The 17492-nt window shown below is 39.9% G+C and carries 20 protein-coding genes; 11 read left to right on the top strand and 9 right to left on the bottom strand.

Translation table 11 applies throughout. From position 1 onward, the window contains the following. Positions 1 to 73 precede the first annotated feature (73 nt). A complete protein-coding gene (locus tag CVS91_RS04310) occupies positions 74 to 376 on the bottom strand; it encodes a hypothetical protein (RefSeq protein WP_159071394.1) in 303 nt (100 codons plus the stop codon). A 55-nt stretch (positions 377 to 431) separates the two neighbouring features. Continuing rightward, positions 432 to 2159: a protein-disulfide reductase DsbD gene (gene dsbD, locus CVS91_RS04305; RefSeq protein ID WP_107830549.1), complete on the bottom strand. Its 1728-nt coding sequence runs from the start codon at positions 2157 to 2159 to the stop codon at positions 432 to 434. Positions 2160 to 2266: 107 nt separating this feature from the next. Between dsbD and ppk2 the strand changes: the two genes are divergently transcribed. Then, positions 2267 to 3076 carry a polyphosphate kinase 2 gene (ppk2, locus tag CVS91_RS04300; protein WP_002942696.1) on the top strand — a complete coding sequence of 270 codons (810 nt, stop codon included), beginning with the start codon at positions 2267 to 2269 and terminating at the stop codon, positions 3074 to 3076. Between the two features lie 54 nt (positions 3077 to 3130). Here the strand turns inward: ppk2 and CVS91_RS04295 are convergent, their stop codons facing one another. The 6 genes from CVS91_RS04295 to CVS91_RS10300 all read right to left on the bottom strand — a co-directional run bounded on the left by CVS91_RS04295 (position 3131) and on the right by CVS91_RS10300 (position 7103). Further along, a complete protein-coding gene (locus tag CVS91_RS04295) occupies positions 3131 to 3562 on the bottom strand; it encodes a trehalose-6-phosphate synthase (RefSeq protein ID WP_107830547.1) in 432 nt (143 codons plus the stop codon). A 115-nt stretch (positions 3563 to 3677) separates the two neighbouring features. After that, positions 3678 to 4949: a major outer membrane protein gene (locus CVS91_RS04290; RefSeq protein WP_107830545.1), complete on the bottom strand. Its 1272-nt coding sequence runs from the start codon at positions 4947 to 4949 to the stop codon at positions 3678 to 3680. A 291-nt stretch (positions 4950 to 5240) separates the two neighbouring features. Next, positions 5241 to 5480 (bottom strand): hypothetical protein, encoded by a 240-nt coding sequence (locus tag CVS91_RS04285; protein WP_035145021.1) that lies wholly within the window; start codon positions 5478 to 5480, stop codon positions 5241 to 5243. 42 nt (positions 5481 to 5522) lie between these two features. Next, entirely contained in the window at positions 5523 to 6056 is a 534-nt protein-coding gene (locus CVS91_RS04280; protein WP_021084441.1) for a Hot dog fold protein, read from the bottom strand. A gap of 8 nt (positions 6057 to 6064) precedes the next feature. Continuing rightward, entirely contained in the window at positions 6065 to 6934 is an 870-nt protein-coding gene (gene cmoB / locus CVS91_RS04275) for a tRNA 5-methoxyuridine(34)/uridine 5-oxyacetic acid(34) synthase CmoB (protein ID WP_234409662.1), read from the bottom strand. A gap of 1 nt (position 6935) precedes the next feature. Next, entirely contained in the window at positions 6936 to 7103 is a 168-nt protein-coding gene (locus CVS91_RS10300) for a hypothetical protein (RefSeq protein WP_002942642.1), read from the bottom strand. A gap of 92 nt (positions 7104 to 7195) precedes the next feature. Between CVS91_RS10300 and CVS91_RS04270 the strand changes: the two genes are divergently transcribed. Genes CVS91_RS04270 through CVS91_RS04255 form a run of 4 tightly spaced genes read left to right on the top strand, consistent with a single transcriptional unit; the run spans position 7196 to position 10152 of the window. Further along, positions 7196 to 8275 (top strand): transglutaminase-like domain-containing protein, encoded by a 1080-nt coding sequence (locus tag CVS91_RS04270; RefSeq protein ID WP_107830541.1) that lies wholly within the window; start codon positions 7196 to 7198, stop codon positions 8273 to 8275. Continuing rightward, positions 8272 to 8595: a hypothetical protein gene (locus tag CVS91_RS04265; protein WP_009294140.1), complete on the top strand. Its 324-nt coding sequence runs from the start codon at positions 8272 to 8274 to the stop codon at positions 8593 to 8595. Before CVS91_RS04270 ends, CVS91_RS04265 begins: the two co-directional genes overlap by 4 nt. Then, a complete protein-coding gene (locus tag CVS91_RS04260) occupies positions 8588 to 8845 on the top strand; it encodes a heavy-metal-associated domain-containing protein (RefSeq protein ID WP_107830539.1) in 258 nt (85 codons plus the stop codon). The genes CVS91_RS04265 and CVS91_RS04260 overlap by 8 nt, the downstream gene beginning before the upstream one ends. Before the next feature lie 17 nt (positions 8846 to 8862). Next, on the top strand, positions 8863 to 10152 hold the full coding sequence (locus CVS91_RS04255) for a M28 family peptidase (protein ID WP_107830537.1): 1290 nt from the start codon (positions 8863 to 8865) through the stop codon (positions 10150 to 10152). Positions 10153 to 10190: 38 nt separating this feature from the next. Here the strand turns inward: CVS91_RS04255 and nth are convergent, their stop codons facing one another. Beyond that, entirely contained in the window at positions 10191 to 10823 is a 633-nt protein-coding gene (nth, locus tag CVS91_RS04250; protein ID WP_103594072.1) for an endonuclease III, read from the bottom strand. Between the two features lie 94 nt (positions 10824 to 10917). Between nth and CVS91_RS04245 the strand changes: the two genes are divergently transcribed. Genes CVS91_RS04245 through hisD form a run of 6 tightly spaced genes read left to right on the top strand, consistent with a single transcriptional unit; the run spans position 10918 to position 17355 of the window. After that, positions 10918 to 11736 carry a peptidylprolyl isomerase gene (locus CVS91_RS04245; RefSeq protein ID WP_107830536.1) on the top strand — a complete coding sequence of 273 codons (819 nt, stop codon included), beginning with the start codon at positions 10918 to 10920 and terminating at the stop codon, positions 11734 to 11736. Positions 11737 to 11751: 15 nt separating this feature from the next. Beyond that, positions 11752 to 12816: a class II fructose-bisphosphate aldolase gene (fbaA, locus tag CVS91_RS04240; RefSeq protein ID WP_021092185.1), complete on the top strand. Its 1065-nt coding sequence runs from the start codon at positions 11752 to 11754 to the stop codon at positions 12814 to 12816. Positions 12817 to 12820: 4 nt separating this feature from the next. Further along, positions 12821 to 14134 (top strand): MotA/TolQ/ExbB proton channel family protein, encoded by a 1314-nt coding sequence (locus CVS91_RS04235; RefSeq protein WP_107830535.1) that lies wholly within the window; start codon positions 12821 to 12823, stop codon positions 14132 to 14134. Beyond that, on the top strand, positions 14131 to 15222 hold the full coding sequence (locus tag CVS91_RS04230; RefSeq protein WP_107830532.1) for an OmpA family protein: 1092 nt from the start codon (positions 14131 to 14133) through the stop codon (positions 15220 to 15222). The genes CVS91_RS04235 and CVS91_RS04230 overlap by 4 nt, the downstream gene beginning before the upstream one ends. Then, the gene (locus CVS91_RS04225) at positions 15215 to 16066 is read left to right on the top strand and encodes a pyridoxal-phosphate dependent enzyme (protein WP_107830530.1); all 852 of its coding nucleotides are present in this window, start codon (positions 15215 to 15217) and stop codon (positions 16064 to 16066) included. Before CVS91_RS04230 ends, CVS91_RS04225 begins: the two co-directional genes overlap by 8 nt. Next, on the top strand, positions 16063 to 17355 hold the full coding sequence (gene hisD / locus CVS91_RS04220) for a histidinol dehydrogenase (protein ID WP_107830528.1): 1293 nt from the start codon (positions 16063 to 16065) through the stop codon (positions 17353 to 17355). Before CVS91_RS04225 ends, hisD begins: the two co-directional genes overlap by 4 nt. The last annotated feature ends 137 nt before the right edge of the window (positions 17356 to 17492 follow it).

The raw sequence follows: 17492 nt of genomic DNA, 5'->3' as shown, positions 1-17492 counted from the left end.
CTCAATTTAGCCATGTTTATTGGTTTAAATTTACTGCGAACTTCATATTTTAAATTTATTTGAATAATTTTGCCTATTTGCTGAGATATTTTAAAACTAAGACAACCGCAAATTTTACTGAGTTTTGTTTTTGCATCGTAGTCTTGTCCGCACGCGGTTTGGCAAAAAAATGATTAAATTTTAGTTGTGTTGGTTGCCTTGGCGCTAAACTAAATTTAGTTTCTATTTCTACTTGTTGGCATGTTTTAAAATTTGATAAATTTAAGATGACTGCAAGTTTTGGCTTTGTGATTTTACTCACATCACCGCACGATATAAATTTTATAGCCAAAATTTGCTTCTTTGTCGCTTTCGTAGTTGGTTGTGAGATCTGCAAAGCCTAGAGAAATTTGGCTGATAAATTTAAAAAACAGCCAAATTTGCTTTAAAATTTAAATTTTCCCAAGCTTTGCTAGGAAATTTTTAGCATTTATAAAGCCGATCGTTCTAAGTGCTTTTTGCTCTTCGTCACCTTTGAAAAGTAGGAGTGCAGGCGGATCGATGAGCCCAAAATTTCTCAACATCTCATCATTTTGCGACCCACCACTTGTCACATCGATGCGAATAAGCGTAAAATTTGCCAAAGCATTTTTCACGCCAGCATCCTTAAAAGTGATATGCTCTATCTCTTTGCAGCTCGCGCACCACTCGGCATAAAAATCCACAAGTACTGGCTTACTTGAGCTTTTTATCATCTCATTTAGCTCGTTTAAATTTCTAGCTTGTTTGAAATTTAGCTCGCTCTCGTTTTTGGCTAAATTTAGCCCAGAAAGCGGCGAAAAAGCATCTTTTGAGCCTAAAAACGCGCCAACTATCAGCATGAGTGAGTAGATAAAGACCAGCACGCAAAGTGCTTTTTTAAATTTAGCCCAGCCGCTATTTGCTGCCTCAAACGCCCCAAGGTAAATGGCTGCAAAGACACCTATGACGCCATAACCAAGTAGCTCAAAAAACGCTCCAAGCACGCGTGCAAGGATCCAAACGGCCATGATGAGCATCAAAAAGCCAAAGAGTTTTTTGACCTCGTCCATCCAGCCACCAGGTCTTGGCAGGAGCTTGCCAGAGCTTAGCCCTATCACAAGAAGCGGTGCGCCCATGCCAAGCCCCATGACAAAGAGCATGATGCCCCCATAAAGTGCGTCGCCGCTTTGTGCGATGTATAGAAGTGCGCCTGCTAGCGGTGCTGCCACGCATGGCGAAACGATGAGCGCAGAGGCAAAGCCCATGATGAAAACGCCGATGAGACCCGAGCTGTTTTGTGACTTTTTGCTGATTAGGTTTTCAAATTTTGAGGGCAGCTTGATGTCGTAAAAGCCAAACATACTAAAGCTTAAGATGACAAAAATGGCTGCAAATGCGCCAAGCACGTAGATGTTTTGCAAGGCCCCTGCGATGCCAAAGCCAAGTAGGCTTGCTCCAACGCCAGCAAGTGCGTAAGCAAGGCTCATCGCAACTACATAAACTAGCGAGAGCAAAAAGCCTTTTTTAGCATTTAGGCTGCCGCCCTTTGAGACGATGATGCTTGATAAGATCGGTATCATCGGAAATACGCAAGGTGTGAGCGAGAGTAGGAGGCCGTAGCCAAAAAATGTCGCAAGCGAGATAAAAAAGTTTTTGCTACTTAGCTCGTTTGCGATGCTTTGATCTTCTGAAAGCTCGGTAAATTCAGGATTAGTTTCATCTTTTTGCTCTTTTTCAAAGGCTATGATGCTAAATTTGCCAAATTTCTCAAAGATGTCATAAATTTTGTTTTGCGGGCGGTAGCAAATGCCATTTTTAGCGCAGCCTTGATAGCTTAAATTTAGCCTAGCATTGCCGTTTTTAAGATGCTCTTTTACTAAATTTAGTGGGATAAACAGCGAAAAATCTTTTGGATAAATTTCGTATTCGCCAGTGTTTTCACTCTTTGGCATATTTAGCAAAGAATTTATCTTCTCTTCGCCAAGCTTAACCTCAAAGCTATCTTTATAAAGGTAGATATTTTCGCCAAATTTAAACTTGATCTCAACGCCTTGTTCATCGATACTTGGGCTTAAAACAAATGCCTTACTGACGTCTAAAACCTCGGCAAAAAGCGAGCCTGCAAACAAAATGAGAGAAAAAATAAATTTAAAAAACATGCTAATCCTTGCTAAATCAAAAGAGATGATTTTAGTCTAAATTCTTAAATTTATTCTATTTTATAGTAAAATCGTGAAAAAGCGTGAAATTTTCAAAAGGAGTGATGATGTCAAAAGATAAAAAGCACCAAAAGAGCGATAAACTTGGCTACGAAGAAGAGCTAAGGCTGCTTCAGATAGAACTTTTAAAATTCCAAAATCATGTCAAAGACAAGGGCCTTAGGGTGCTTATGCTAATGGAGGGTCGAGACGCGGCTGGCAAGGGCGGCACGATAAAGCGCCTAACTGAGCATCTAAATCCGCGTGGTTGCCGTATCGTGGCGCTTACAAAGCCAAGCGACGTCGAGAAGACGCAGTGGTACTTTCAAAGATATGTGACACATCTGCCAAGCGCTGGCGAGATCGTCATCTTTGATAGGAGCTGGTACAACAGGGCTGGTGTAGAGCCAGTGATGGGCTTTTGTACGCAGGCTGAGCATAAAGAGTTTTTGCGTGAAGTGCCAAAATTTGAAGAGATGATCATAAACTCAGGCATCATTTTCTTTAAAATTTACCTCTCGATCACAAAAGAGGAGCAAAAAAAGCGCTTCAAAGAGCGTCTAAATGACCCGCTAAAGCAGTTTAAGATCTCTCCAGTAGATCAAAAAGCGCAAGAGCTTTGGGATCAGTACTCCATCGCCAAATACTCGATGCTTCTTGCCTCACATAACAGCATCTCGCCGTGGGTGATCGTCTCAAGTGACAATAAAAAAGAGGCTAGGCTAAATGTCTTTAAATTTATCCTAACTCACGTCGAGTATCCAAAAAAGATAGATGAGTATCTAAAATACGATAAAAGCGTCGTGAGAGATGGAAGCGAGGAGATCAAGCGTATAGAAGAGGGGCTAAATAAGGATAAGTTAAAGAGTATTGACTAAATTTATTTGGACTTGGCTGTAAATTTTGTGCTTTAAATTTACGGCCAAGTTTTGTTAAAGCCACCACATAAGTTTTGCTAAAATGACCATTATTAGACAAAGCACAAGAGCCATGAGATGTGAAAATTTACCAAATGGATCTGTTTTTTTTAAGATAGTGACATTAAAAACAGAGATGAAAGTGACAAGACACATTAGAAGCAAAACCGCGATCTTTGCTAGCAAGAGCTTTTGAAAGTTGCTCTGCCACCAACCATGATCGCCTCCAAGATAGTCCTTTGCCATATATGCCCCACTTATCAAAAGTAGTAAAAATGCCGTGCCAAAAACCTTTGCACTTCCTTTTGTGTAGGCTTTTTTGACAGCTTCAAGGGTTTGAGGACTTATCGTTTTTTTGGCAAATGGATATATGCAAACATCAAAAAATACATATCCTATAAAGATAATGGCGCAAACTAAATGCGTAATGAGAGAGAAAAGATACATTTTTTTGCCTTTTTTGTTTGGCATTATATAAATTTTATTAGTTGTATTTGCTGATTTTGATTAAGTATTGAGAAGTTGAGAAGATCCGAGCGAAAGCTCGCTCGGATAAATGTTTTTAGAAGCTATATTTTGCTTCAAATCTGATACGATTTTGTTTGTAGCTTTCGCCGTCTTTTTTGTCTTTAGCAGCTGCATACCATGTTAAGAATGTAAGCTTTTTGCTGTATTTGTAGCTAGCATCAAGTGACCACTCGCTTCTTTTTGCTCTTAACTCTTGAAGTGCATAACTTGTGCCCTTGCCTTGAACATATCCAGCACCAAAGCCAAATTTATCTATATCGTAACCAGCTTTAACAAACCAATAGTCGTTGTTTCCTTTGATGTTGTTGTAGTATTGTTTGCCACCACTCATTACACCATTTAGGATTTTTGCTGGGTTGATTAACTCACCATTTGCATCAAGTGTTGCAAAAGAAATTTTATTGTTGTCTTTGTTTTTAGCATCAAAGTCTAAATAACCAGCATTAAGTTTAGCACCAAATAGTTTTGTACCAGCTTGAACTGCCCAGAAGTTAGCATCGGCTACATCTTTGTGATCTGAGTCATTATGAACAAATTGACCTTTTAAGTTTAGATTTACATCATCAGTTACATTAAAGCTTACACCAGCATCAGCACCGTAAAGTGTAGCTACTTCTTGAACATTTGCAATAGCTGCTTTAAATGATACTGGATCATAGCTACCAGCTGCACCTAAATAGTATATATTGCCAGGAGCGTCACTGATGCTTCCTGCAAGTGTTGTTTTTAGTAGCGGACCATCCAACTCTGTACCGTCACCTTGTACTGCATCAAATGCAGCTGCAGCTAAAGTAAGACCTGGTACATCAGTATTTACTACTTTTAGACCTGTACCAGCCACATCTTTGTCATCAAAGAATGTACCTAATAGTTGTTTACCAGCTGTAATTGTAGTATTACCAGCTTTGTAGCCTAGATACATCTCATAAACGCCAAACGAACCAGTTGTATCTGTTTTGTCTGTGCCATTGCCACTAACATAATTGTATCTATCAGCAAATTTTCCTAGACCTTGATTATCACCTGAGCCATCTTTTGCTTCATATCTTAAATTTAAAACACCAAAGAAGTTATCGTCTATAGCAGCTTTAAATGCTGTTTGCATTCTGAAAACATGACCAGCTATGCTTGATTTTTTAGTATCAGAGGCAGCGCTATCTTTAAAGTGATCGTTTGTATAGCGATATCTTGCATATCCTGAAAGATCTACGTTTTTTATAGCTTCTTCAAGTGGAGTTGCACTTGCAACGCTTGAAAATGCACCTAAAGCAACCAAAGCAGCTAAGCTAACTTTTGTAAGTTTCATCTAAATCTCCTTTTGATAAAAATGTTTTGAAAGGATATTATCATAGAAAATTAATTTTATAGCTTAAATTTCACTAAAATTTAAAAAAATTGTTACCGATCATTTACCAAAATAAGATAATGAGATAAGTTTTGTCTTTAAAAAATTAAAAATTTTATGTATTTTTTGAATAGTAAAATTACTTGAGCTTTTAGTTTTCATTTATATTTATAGAATTTAACGCGGAGTAACCTATAAAAATAAGACCAAAAACAAATATTGCAACAAGAATATAACCTAACATAAAAACTCCTATTTCTTTAAATCTCTAATTTCTTTCAATATCAATTTAATTTTACTATTTGTGTATTTTATAAGCAGTAATAAAATTATCTCAGCGAATGCAGCCAAAATAAAAAGAGGAATTGTATCTTGGAAAATTTTATAATTAGTAGCACACCATCCGCCAATAGCTATAAAAGTTGCAACAAAAATACCTAGCCAAAACTTTAACAATCCTAATCTCTCTTTTGCTTCGTCTAATTTTGGCATATCATTCCTTTTTGGTTTGGTGGCTATTATATCACGTTTGCCTTATTTGTTAGCCTGCGCCTCTTCGCGCTCTTTCTTTTGTCTTATAGCGGCTTCTTTTTGGATATTTTTTTGCTGAGTGACAAAGATATGCTCTTCAAGTGTGACTAGCTGAAAGACGCCCTCAAAGATCTTGATCTCTTTTACGTAGCCTATCACTTTTACCTCTCTTTTTCTACTCTCTTCAAACCTTGCTTGTGCGTCAAATTCGACCACATCGCCAAGCTTGAGCGGCCCAAAGAAATTTATCCTAGCTCCGATGCTGACGCAAAATTCTTCATTTATAGCTAAAAGTGCTGCGTAGTTTGCCCCCATGAAGACAAAACCGCTATGTATGAGCCCCTCAGCGTCGCTCACCATGTCAGCCGTGGTAAAAAACCTAGTTTTTGCGTGATTTTTCTCAAGCAAAAATGCCGTTCCACTAAAATTTAGCTTCGTTAGAGGTGCTGTTTTTATCTCGTTTCTTAGCGGGTTTTCATCCTCTGGGAGGATTATTTGTGATTCGTCTTTTGCTTCAAAAATATTTTCATCTGCCATATTTATCCTTAAATTTTAACTCTCACGTAGGCTCTTTTTGGAGCTGGATAGCCCTCGATGGTTTTTGTATTATCGTCTGGGTCTAAGAAATTTCCAAGACTTTCACCATCTATCCACTGCGTTTTTCGCTGTTCATTTAGATCAGTCGCCTTTGTATCAAGCAGGGTAAAATCCCTAAATTTAGCCCTCTCGCACCAGTTTTCAAGCGCGCTAAGCGTTGGCACAAAGTAGATATTTGGAATTTTTGAGTATCTATCTTTTGGGCTTAGGGCAAAGTCGCCATCCATATCTATATACATCGTGTCTAAAAATAGCTCGCCATCAGGATTTAGCGCGGTTTTTAGCTCTTTTAGCATTTTTATAGGATCGCTTCTGTGATATATCACGCCAAGGCAAAAAATGGTGTCAAATTTCGCTGCGTATTCAGGCAAGCTCTCTACTCCAAGAAGCTCGTAAGCGATATTTGAGCGGATAAATTTATTTAAAAAAGCAAACTGCAAATATGTATGCACACTAGGATCAAAGCCAGTTATGCTTTTTGGGCCGTACTCAAGCATCTTAAACATATAATATCCATTGTTACAGCCCACATCAGCCACGCACTTGCCAGCTAAATTTAGGTGTGGGGCAAGGATATTAAATTTAATAAAACTTTGCCACTCGCTATCTATATATATATCATCAAGTAAAAATGGCCCTTTTCGCCAAGGCTTTAGGCTAAGGGCGAGGTTGTAAATTTCATCTTTGTTCGAAGCGCTCAGCTCTTTAAATTTGACATTTACGCTCTCACTAAGGCTAAATTCGCAATCAAAATTTGCTAAATTTTCTATCCTATTATAAATTTGCTTTTGTTGCTCGTTAAATTTGCTAAGATCCACGCTATTTCCAGTCGACGATGTTGTGCGGACACTCTTTTTGGTAGGTGCCAGTCGCGTCATAATACTCTTTACAATCATTATAATATTGCGTCGAAACTCCACGCTCGTTCATATAAAGACAACCATTGCAAAATAGCGCTATAAAGCCTAAAAATATAATCTTTTTCATGTGGCGGATTTTATCATAAATAAAAATTTTATGCTAGAATAGCAGGCAGTTTTAGAGCCAAGTTTGGCTAAGATTAAGCAAAAAGGCATTTTATGCAAAGAAGAGATTTTTTTAAATTCAGTAGTTTTTTAGGTGCAGCAAGTCTGCTTCCAAGTGTCACTCTAGCTAGCGACGAGCCAGCAAACCCAGTAGTTAGAAATTTCGACGTAAATTTCAAACATTTCTTACTTGAAAAGGGCAAAAGCTCAAGAATTTGGTTGCCGCTCCCACTAAGCACCACTTATCAGCAACTAACCCAAGACTACGTCATAAACACAACAGCTAAAAACGTCTATATCTCAGACACGCTAATACCAACAATGTATGGCGAATTTGAAGAAAATGAGCAAAGACCTATTTTAAATATCCAGTTTAAAATTCAAACAACAGAGCGCAATACCGACTTTAGCAAGGTAAATTTCGATCCAAACGAGAAGGTCGATCCTGCGATTTTGGAGTTTTTAAAACCAACTTCACACATCCCAACAGATGGCGTCGTAAGGGCAAAAGCGCTTGAGATCATTGGAAATTTAAAGGGCGATTTGGAGCGCGCAAAGGCTATATATACGTGGGTTGCAAACACTATGCAGCGTGACAATAGCATCCTTGGTTGTGGCACGGGTGATGTTAGAGCGATCCTAGAAAGTGGCAAACTAGTTGGCAAATGCACCGACATAAACTCAGTTTTTGTGGGACTTTGCAGATCAGTTGGCATCCCAGCAAGAGAAATTTTTGGTATCAGGGTTGGTCAGTCTAGATTTTCAGACCAGATGGGTAGTGCAAAAGACGGCGTAGCTAAAATTTCAGGCGGACAGCACTGCAGGGCTGAGTTTTATCTAAAAGGCTATGGTTGGATACCGGTTGATCCAGCAGACGTTACAAAGGTAAGGCTGGGCGAAAAGCTTACAAACGACGACGCTAAGATCGTAGCTGTTAGGGATTATTGCTTTGGCAACTGGGAGATGTGCTGGATAGGCTTTAACTACGGACGTGACTTTATCTTAAAGCCAACTCCAGAGCAAACTCCGCTAAACAACTTTGGCTATCCATACGCTGAGGTTGATGGCAACACGCAAAACTACTATTCGCCAAAAGAATTTAGCTACGACTACGTCTCAACAGAGCTAAAATGAGAGCCTTTTGGCTGATACTAACATCCATAGGTAGTGCTATCGGCGCTACCTTGTGCTGCTTGCCGGCACTTCTTTTTCTGCTTTTTGGCACATCTTTTTCATTTCTATCTTGGACACAAAATTTATACGAGTACCGCGTCCCTTTAAGCGTCGTGGCAGTCATTTGCTTTGTGATCTCTGGTGTAGCTCTGTTTTACAAGCCAAAAAGCTGCAACCTAAGCTATAAAAAGAAAAAATGGATACTTATATATATACTTTTTGGAGTGATTTTGCTTTTACTCCTTACATATCCGGAGCTTTTAGGAGAAATTTATGCGTAAAATTTTAGTTTTAGCCCTTTTGGTGGCTGCAAGCTACGCTGAGAAAACGATAGAAATTTCAGTGCCTAGCATGCACTGTCCGCTTTGCACGGCGATAGTAAGAAAGGCCGCACTTAGCGTTGAGGGCGTAAAAAAGGCAGATGTATCGCTAAAAGAGCGAAAAGCTGTCGTTATAGCAGATGACAAGGTCGATGAAAAAGAGCTTTTAAAGGCGGTTGATGCGACTGGCTATAAGGGCGAGATAAGATAAATTTAAAGGAGGCAAATATGTCAAAGAGCGAAGTTTTAGCGAAATTTGAGACACTTGCGGCGATACCGCACTGCAGTTACGAGACTGATAAGATGCGTGATTTTCTAGCTAGCTATGCAAAAGATAAGGGTTGTGAAGTCGTGGTCGATAGTTTTGGCAACGTTCATGCATTTAAAGGCAAACCAAAAATTTGCTTGCAAAGTCACTACGATATGGTCTGTATGGGCGATGCGCCAAAGATCGAGATAGTTTATGGCGATGATGGCTACATGAGAGCTAAAAACTCATCTTTAGGCGCAGATAACGGCATAGGCGTGGCTATCATGATGCAGATGATAAGCGAATTTGACGACATTGAGTGCCTCTTTACAAACAACGAAGAGGTTGGCATGGTAGGAGCTGCTGGCTTTAGCGGTGATCTAAAAGCCGATAAGCTTTTAAATTTAGACAGCGAAGAGGACGACCGCGTGACTATCGGCTGCGCTGGCGGTGTAAATTTATTTGCCACTATAGCGCTTAATAGCAAAAAAACAAAAGAGAGCACGCTTTATGAAGTAAAAGTGAGCGGACTTCCTGGCGGACACTCTGGCAATGAGATACATAAAAATATCCCAAATGCGATCAAGGTTTTGGCGGCATTTGTGACTAAAAATGGCTGCAAGCTTGTTAAATTTGAAGGTGGCGAGCGAAGCAATTCTATCCCAAGCGGCGCAACTGCACTAGTTCTAAGCGATAAAGAGCTAAAGAGCGAGTGTGAGAATTTAAGCGTGAAAAAGCTTGGCATGGGAGATGAAATTTTAGAAAACGGCGAGAAAATTTTAGCCCTTATTAACTCATTTTCACAAGGCGTAAGAGCCTATAACTGCGAGCTAGGCATACCGCAAGATAGCGTAAACCTCTCACTTGCAAAGATCAAAGATGATGGCACGCTTGAAGTAGAATTTTTCGCAAGATCAATGAGTAAAGACGGGCTAAATAGAATGGAATTTGAAATTTCAGAGCTTGCAAAAGCGGTTGGTTTTAGCGTCATTTCAAAAGATAGAAATCCAGCTTGGAAACCTATAAATGATAAATTTGCAAACGACATCTTAGAAGAGCTTAAAATTTATAAGCCAGAAGCAAGAATAACAGCCGTGCACGCTGGACTTGAGTGTGGAGTGCTTTTGGAGAAAAAGGCAGGTCTTAGTGCATGCTCAATCGGACCAAACATCTACTCACCTCACTCTACAAGAGAGCACTGTGAAGTGGATTCTGCACTTTTTATAGAAAAAGTCGTTCGCGGTATAGTTAAAAAATATAACTCATAAAAAAGTAAAATTTGCTAGAAATTTCTAGCAAATTTTATCTATATCACCTTGTCCTTGCTCTTGCAAAGATCACTTAAAATGCACTCAAAACAAAGCGGTTTTTTAGCCTTACAAGTGTAGCGTCCAAAGAGCACCATCGCTTGATGAAGCTTGCCAAGATCAGTTTTAAAGGCAAGGGTTAGATCCTCTTCAGTCGCTTCTGGCGTCTTTGCGCTGCTTAAGCCAAGTCTATGTGATACCCTAAAAACATGCGTATCAACTGCCATTACGTTTGCATTTGTCGCCTCTAAAAGCACGACGTGAGCGGTCTTTTGCCCAACTCCAGCAAGGGCTTTTAGCTTCTCTTCATCAAGTGGAATTTCTCCGTTATAAAGCTCAACCACGCTGTTTGCCATCTTGATCAAATTTACGGCCTTATTGTTAAAAAAGCTGCATGAGTTTATCATGAGTTTTAGGCTGGCTAAATTTGCACTTGCTAGCTCAAAAACATCTTTATACGCCTCAAATAGGGCAGGTGTGATCAAATTTACCCTTTTGTCGGTGCACTGAGCTGAGAGCATGACGCAGACAAGAAGTTCATATAAATTTCTAAATTTAAGCTCGCTTTTGGCGTCTTTAAACTCTTCTAAAAGCCTCTTTTTTATCTCTAAAATATCTTTTTTTGTTCTCATTTGGCTATTTTACCTAAAATTACAAGTTAAACGAAAAGTTACCGCATTATTTGATATAATTTTGCCCATAAAATCAATTTTTTAAAGGATTTATATGAAAAAATTTTTGTTTCCAGCAGTTTTAAGTTTAGCTGCAGCTGTCACTCTAAATGCAGCAGTAGTTGCAACAGTTGATGGCGATGCTATAAACGATAGCGATATCTCAGCACTTTTATCAGCGGCTATGCCAGGTTTTGACGCTAGCAAGCTTCAACCAAATGAGAAAAAACGTATAATCGACGATCTAATCAACAGAAAACTTCTTTTAAAAGACGCAAAAGCGACAGGCATTGAAAAAGAAGTTGATTACATCAAGGCTGTAAAAGCTGCACAAGAAGGCATTGCAGTTGAGCTTTATATGAGAAAATTATTTGACGGCATAAAAGTAAGCGATAGCGATTTAAGAGATTTTTACAACAAAAACAAAGCTAGCATGAACCAACCAGCTCAAGCAAGAGCAAGACATATCTTAGTTGAAGATGAAAAAACAGCAAACGATATCATCGCTCAACTTAAAAATTTAAAAGGCGAGGCTCTAACTAAGAAATTTGCAGAGCTAGCAAGCCAAAAATCAATCGACAAAGGCTCAGCAGCACATGGCGGCGAGCTTGGCTGGTTTGGTCAAAGCCAAATGGTAAAACCTTTTGCAGACGCAGCATTTTCAATGGCTAATGGCACAGTTTCAACTAAACCAGTTAAAACTCAGTTTGGCTACCACGTTATCTTAAAAGAAGATGGCAAGGCAGCTGGCACTGTAAGCTTTGAACAAGCAAAACCAGAGATCGAGCAAGCTGTAAAAATGGAGAAATTCCAAGCTGCTGTTAGACAAAAAAGTGAAGCTCTACGCCAAAAAGCAAAGATAGAATACAAATAAAATTTGGAGGATAAAATGGGCGTTTTGGATATCGTAAAACCTGGTGTTTTAAGCGGAGATGATGTAACAAAACTTTATGCTTATGCCAAAGAGCAAGGTTTTGCAATACCTGCTGTAAATGTCGTAGGCAGCGACTCAGTAAATGCTGTTTTAGAAGCGGCAAAGGTTGCTAACTCGCCTGTTATCGTTCAGTTTAGTAATGGCGGTGCAGGTTTTTACGCTGGTAAAGCCTGCGAAAACGCAGCCGTTCTTGGTGCGATCGCTGGAGCAAAGCATGTTCATTTGCTTGCCAAGGCTTACGGCGTGCCAGTCATCTTACACACTGACCACGCTGCTAGAAAGCTTTTGCCTTGGATAGATGAGCTAGTAAAAGCAAGTCATGAGTATAAAAAAACTCACGGCGTGCCACTTTTTAGCTCTCACATGCTTGATCTTAGTGAAGAGAATATCAACGAAAATTTAAGCACGTGCGAGAAGTATCTAAAAGAGCTTAGCGAGCTTGGCATCAGCCTAGAGATCGAGCTTGGCGTCACTGGTGGCGAAGAAGATGGCGTAGATAACACAAGCGTTGATAACGCGCTTCTCTACACTCAGCCAGAGGACGTCGCGCTTGCTTATGAAAGACTAAGTAAGATAAGCGATAAATTTAGCATCGCAGCTAGTTTTGGCAATGTTCATGGTGTCTATAAACCAGGCAATGTTGTGCTAAGACCAGAAATTCTTAAAAACTCACAAGCCTATGTGGCAAAGAAATTTAATACAAAAAGCGACAAACCTGTAAATTTTGTATTTCATGGCGGTAGTGGCAGTGAGCTAAAAGATATCAAAAATGCTGTGAGTTACGGCGTTATCAAGATGAACATTGATACTGATACGCAGTGGGCTTTCTGGGACGGCGTGCGCGAGTATGAGGCTAAAAATAGAGCATACTTGCAAGGGCAGATCGGCAACCCAGAGGGTGAGGATAAGCCAAATAAAAAATACTACGATCCAAGGAAATGGCTAAGAAGTGGCGAGGAGAGCATGGTTAAGCGTCTTCAGACTGCTTTTAGCGACTTAAACTGCCTAAATAGGAACTAGTCCTATGCAAAATCAAAATGATTTTAGTGAGCTAAGCGTGCCAAAAGAGCGCCAAGCTCACTCTTTCTTTGTCTTTTTTAAAGTTATCTTTATCCCTTTAGTCATCTACATCTTGGCGATACTAGCGTATCTTGGCATTATAAATTTTCAGATGAAGCTTCACACCATCGTGATGATGGGCGTTATACTCTTTGTTGCTTTTGTATTTTCACGCCATAGCGCCTTGGTAGCTTACTCAAATTTCTTAGCAAATGCCAAAGACTACAAGATAAGGCTAAAAGAATTTATCATCGCTCATCTCTTTGAAATCTCAAGCGTCAAAAAGGCAAATGCAAAATTTGAAGATTTTTTTGAGAGTTACACAAGAAATTTTAGAAATGACAACCTAGCAAACATCGGCCAAGCAGTCTTTCCTATGCTTGGAATTTTGGGCACATTTATCAGTATCGCTATCTCTATGCCAAGCTTTAGTTCAAGCACTGCAAACGGACTTGAAAAAGAGATCGCTATACTGCTAAACGGCGTAGCTACGGCGTTTTATGTATCGATATATGGCATATTTTTAGCGCTTTGGTGGATGTTTTTTGAAAAGATCGGCATTAGTAAATTTGAGAGATTTTATAGCGAGCAAAAAGAGCTAAGCCGTGAGTTTTTCTGGCAGGAAAATGAGCTAAATGCAAATTTCATGAAGGCAAGTGTAGGCTACTTTAAAGATAGTCACGACGCCTTTAAAATGGTGCTTGACGATAAATTTATAAAAGAGCTAAGCGAGCAGACAAATGAGAAATTTAAGAGCCTAAAAGAGCTTTGTGAGGTTGAGAAAAATATCATCAATCAAAGCAAAGCAGAACTTAGCGCAAGTTTAAAAATGCTAAATGAATCTGGGCTAAAACAAGATGAATTTGTAAAGATCCACTCCGATATACTAAAGGCAGTTGGTGCGTTTTCTAACGCCTTTAAAGATATGGAGGTTAAAATTTTAACCGAGCATGCAAAGCTTGGCGAAATTTTTAGCAGAAATTTAAATGCCACAAAAGAGGGTCAGCTTAAATTTGAGCAGACTATAAAGAGCTTTGACAAGGTTTTAAGGGAGTTTTCTTACTCGCTCATGAAAGAGCAAAACGAGGCGTTAAAGGCATTTAGAGCCTCGCTCGTGGAGAGTGCGACGATATTTAAGGCGGCTTATGAGCAAGAGGGCAGGAGCTTGGAGCGTGAAAAAGAGCGCGAGAGCCTCATTGCTGAGCTTAAGAAAAACATAGACGAGATCGATAAAGAAGCAAATTCTGTAATAGAAAAAATCGAAAATCTAGTGCAATGAAAATAAACAAAAATAACGAGGATCAATCGAGCTTTTGGGTTTCTTACGCAGACTTGATGGCTGGTCTGCTCTTTGTTTTTATGCTGCTTATCGGCGCTGTCGTCGTAAAATACGTCCTAACTCAAAACACTCTTGAAAATAAAGAGCAAGCCATCATCGCAGCACTAGCAAATTTAAAAGACGCTCAGGGCAAAAATTTCACCCTTGAAGAGCTAAATGATGCCCTAAAAAGCGAGCTTTCAAAGATAAGCGACGAAAATATAAATTTAAAAAAATCAAATGAAATTTTTGTCATACAAATAGACGCCCTAAAAGAAAAACTAGCCCAGCTCATAGAGGAAAACAAGGACGCAAATGCGAGCATAAAAGAGCTAAATGCCAGCATTTTTGATCTAAATCAAAAGATGATCGTGCTAAATGATGAAATTTCATCAAAAGATAGAGCGCTTAGCGACGCAAATGCAAGCGGCGAGAAAAATTTAGCCAAGATCGCCTTTTTGCTCGAGCAAGTGAGCAAAAAAGAGGCTAGATATGACGAGCTTTTAAGAGATCTAAACGTCACTCGTGACAGGGTCAAAAACCTAACCGGCATAAGGGTAAAAGTGATCTCAGCCCTAAAAGATAGGCTAGGATCAAGCATCGAGATCGATCCAAACTCAGGCGCACTAAAGCTTAGCTCTTCAGTGCTTTTTGATAAGGGCAGTGCGGTCTTAAAAGAAGAGGTCAAAGAGGAACTAAAGGCCACGCTTAGTAAGTATTTTGACGTGCTTTTAAATGATAAAGAGATCGCCTCAAATATCGATCAGATCGTCATAGAGGGCTTTACGGATAGCGATGGAAGTTACATTTATAACCTAGAGCTTTCGCAAAAAAGAGCCTACGCGGTGATGGAGTTTATAAATTCATTTAGTGACGATGCACGCCTTAGAAAGCTGCTTGTCGCAAGTGGCAGAAGCTACAACGAGCTAGTTTTTAAAGATGGAGCCGAGGATAAGGACGCTTCAAGGCGCATAGAGATCAAATTTTCACTCTCAAACAAAGAGGCTATCAACGAGATAGAGAAATTTTTGGAGTTTAAGGGTGATTGATAAAATTCGCTTAAGAGGGCGAGAATTTTGGCTTTTAAGGGACGATCTGCTAGGCGAGTTTAACGGCAACAAAGCAAGAAAGCTGGAGTATTTTCTAAAGGCCGATCTTAGCGGCATCAAAGCCATCGTATCTCACGGCTCAAGCCAGTCAAACGCGATGTATAGTCTAAGTCTTTTTGTCAAGCTAAAAGGGCTTAAATTTTACTACGTCGTCTCTCATCTTAGCTCAAATTTAGAGCAAGATCCAGTTGGAAATTTCAAATTTGCACTTGAAAATGGCATGGAAATTTTCGTAAAAGAGGAGCGTGAGAAATTTGCTAAAGAGCTAGCAAAGAGTAAAAACGCGCTCTTTATAAACGAGGGCGTGGCGCAGAGTGAGGCTGAGCTTGGCTTTATCACGCAAGCAAATGAGATAAATGAGTGGAGCAAAAAAAGTGGCATAAGGCCTGATATATTCTTGCCCTCAGGCACAGGCACTAGCGCATGCTACCTAGCAAAGCACACCGATCTTAGGGTCTTTACAGCCCCTTGCGTAGGAGATAGCGACTATCTAAAAAAGCAAATTTACGAGCTAGATAAAGATAGCAAAGTGCAAATTTTAAATCCGCCAAAGAAGTATCATTTTGGAAATTTATACCCTGAGCTTTATGAAATTTGGCTTGAAGTGTGCAAAAGTGGCGTGGAGTTTGAGCTTATCTACGACCCGGTGGGCTTTATGACGCTTTTTGCAAATTTAGATAAGCTTGGGAGCGAAATTTTATATATCCACCAGGGTGGAATTTTGGGTAACATTACACAAAAGCAAAGATATGAGAGAAAACTAAAAATAAAGGATCATAAATGAAGTTTTTACACAGCAGCGACGCTGACTTTGAGAGTAAATTTTCACAGCTTGTTAGGCGAAGTGACAATGATATGAGTGCCGTGATGCCAGTGGTTACAGGCATCATAGACGAGATTAGAAAAGATGGTGATAGCGCGCTTTTTGCACAGATAAGCAAATTTGATAAATTTAATGTCACAAGCAAAAACGACATAATAATCGACGTAAAAGAGATGGAGGCGGCCTACAATGCGCTAGATAACGCCCTAAGAGTGGCTTTAAATTTAGCTCACGACAGGATAAAAAGCTATCACGAGCGCACAAAACCAAGTGACTGGACCTATAAGGACGAGCACGACATCTTGCTAGGTGCTAAATACACCCCAGTTGATCGCGCTGGCCTTTATATCCCAGGCGGCAAGGCGGCATATCCTAGCTCACTTCTTATGAATGCTATCCCAGCAGTCGTTGCTGGCGTAAAAGAGATCGTGGTTTGCACACCAGCGCCAGGTGGCAAGGTAAATCCTCTGCTTCTTGCTGCGATGCATCTATGTGGTATCAAAACAGCCTTTAAAATAGGCGGTGCAAGTGCAATCGCAGCGATGGCTTACGGCACAGCGACCGTGCCAAAGGTCGATGTCATCACAGGACCTGGCAACATCTACGTAGCGACTGCTAAAAAGCTAGTTTATGGCGACGTAAATATCGATATGATCGCAGGTCCAAGCGAGATAGGCGTGATCGCTGATGATAGTGCGGACCCTCGCCACATAGCGATCGATCTACTCTCACAAGCCGAGCATGACGAGATCGCAAGTGCCTTTTTGATAACACCAGTGGAGGCCTTTGCAAGGGCGGTGCAAAGACACATAGAGGACGAGCTAAAAACTCTAAAACGAGAACCAATCGCAAGTGCTAGCATAAGAAATAAAGCCGCTATCATCGTCGCAAAAGACTTGCAAGAGTGCTTTAAACTGATGAACGAGCTTGCTGTGGAGCACCTAGAGATCGCCACAAATGACGCTTTGAGCTATATGGACGAGGTAAAACACGCTGGAGCGATATTTTTTGGACACTTCACGCCTGAAGCGATGGGCGACTACATCGCTGGACCAAATCATACCTTGCCAACTGGCGGAAGCGCGAGATTTTACTCGCCGCTTGGAGTTGAAAATTTCATGAAGCGAAGCTCTATCATATCAGTTAGCAGAAAAGGCATCATGCACCTTGGCAAACCATGCATGCAGCTAGCCGAAGCCGAAGGACTAACGGCTCATAAAAGATCAATCGCCGTGAGGTTAGAGGATTAAAAATGAAATTTGATTTTAGAAAATTTAAAATTTTCTAAAATCTTTTTAAAAATATTTTTTGCTTTAAGAAATATTTTTGCAACTTTTTATGAAATTTATAGTAAAATCCATCACGAAACTACTAAAAAAGGAGTTGA

The organism is Campylobacter concisus, from assembly GCF_003048985.1.
Lineage (GTDB): Bacteria > Campylobacterota > Campylobacteria > Campylobacterales > Campylobacteraceae > Campylobacter_A > Campylobacter_A concisus_AY.
This window is presented reverse-complemented; position numbering and strand designations above follow the sequence as displayed.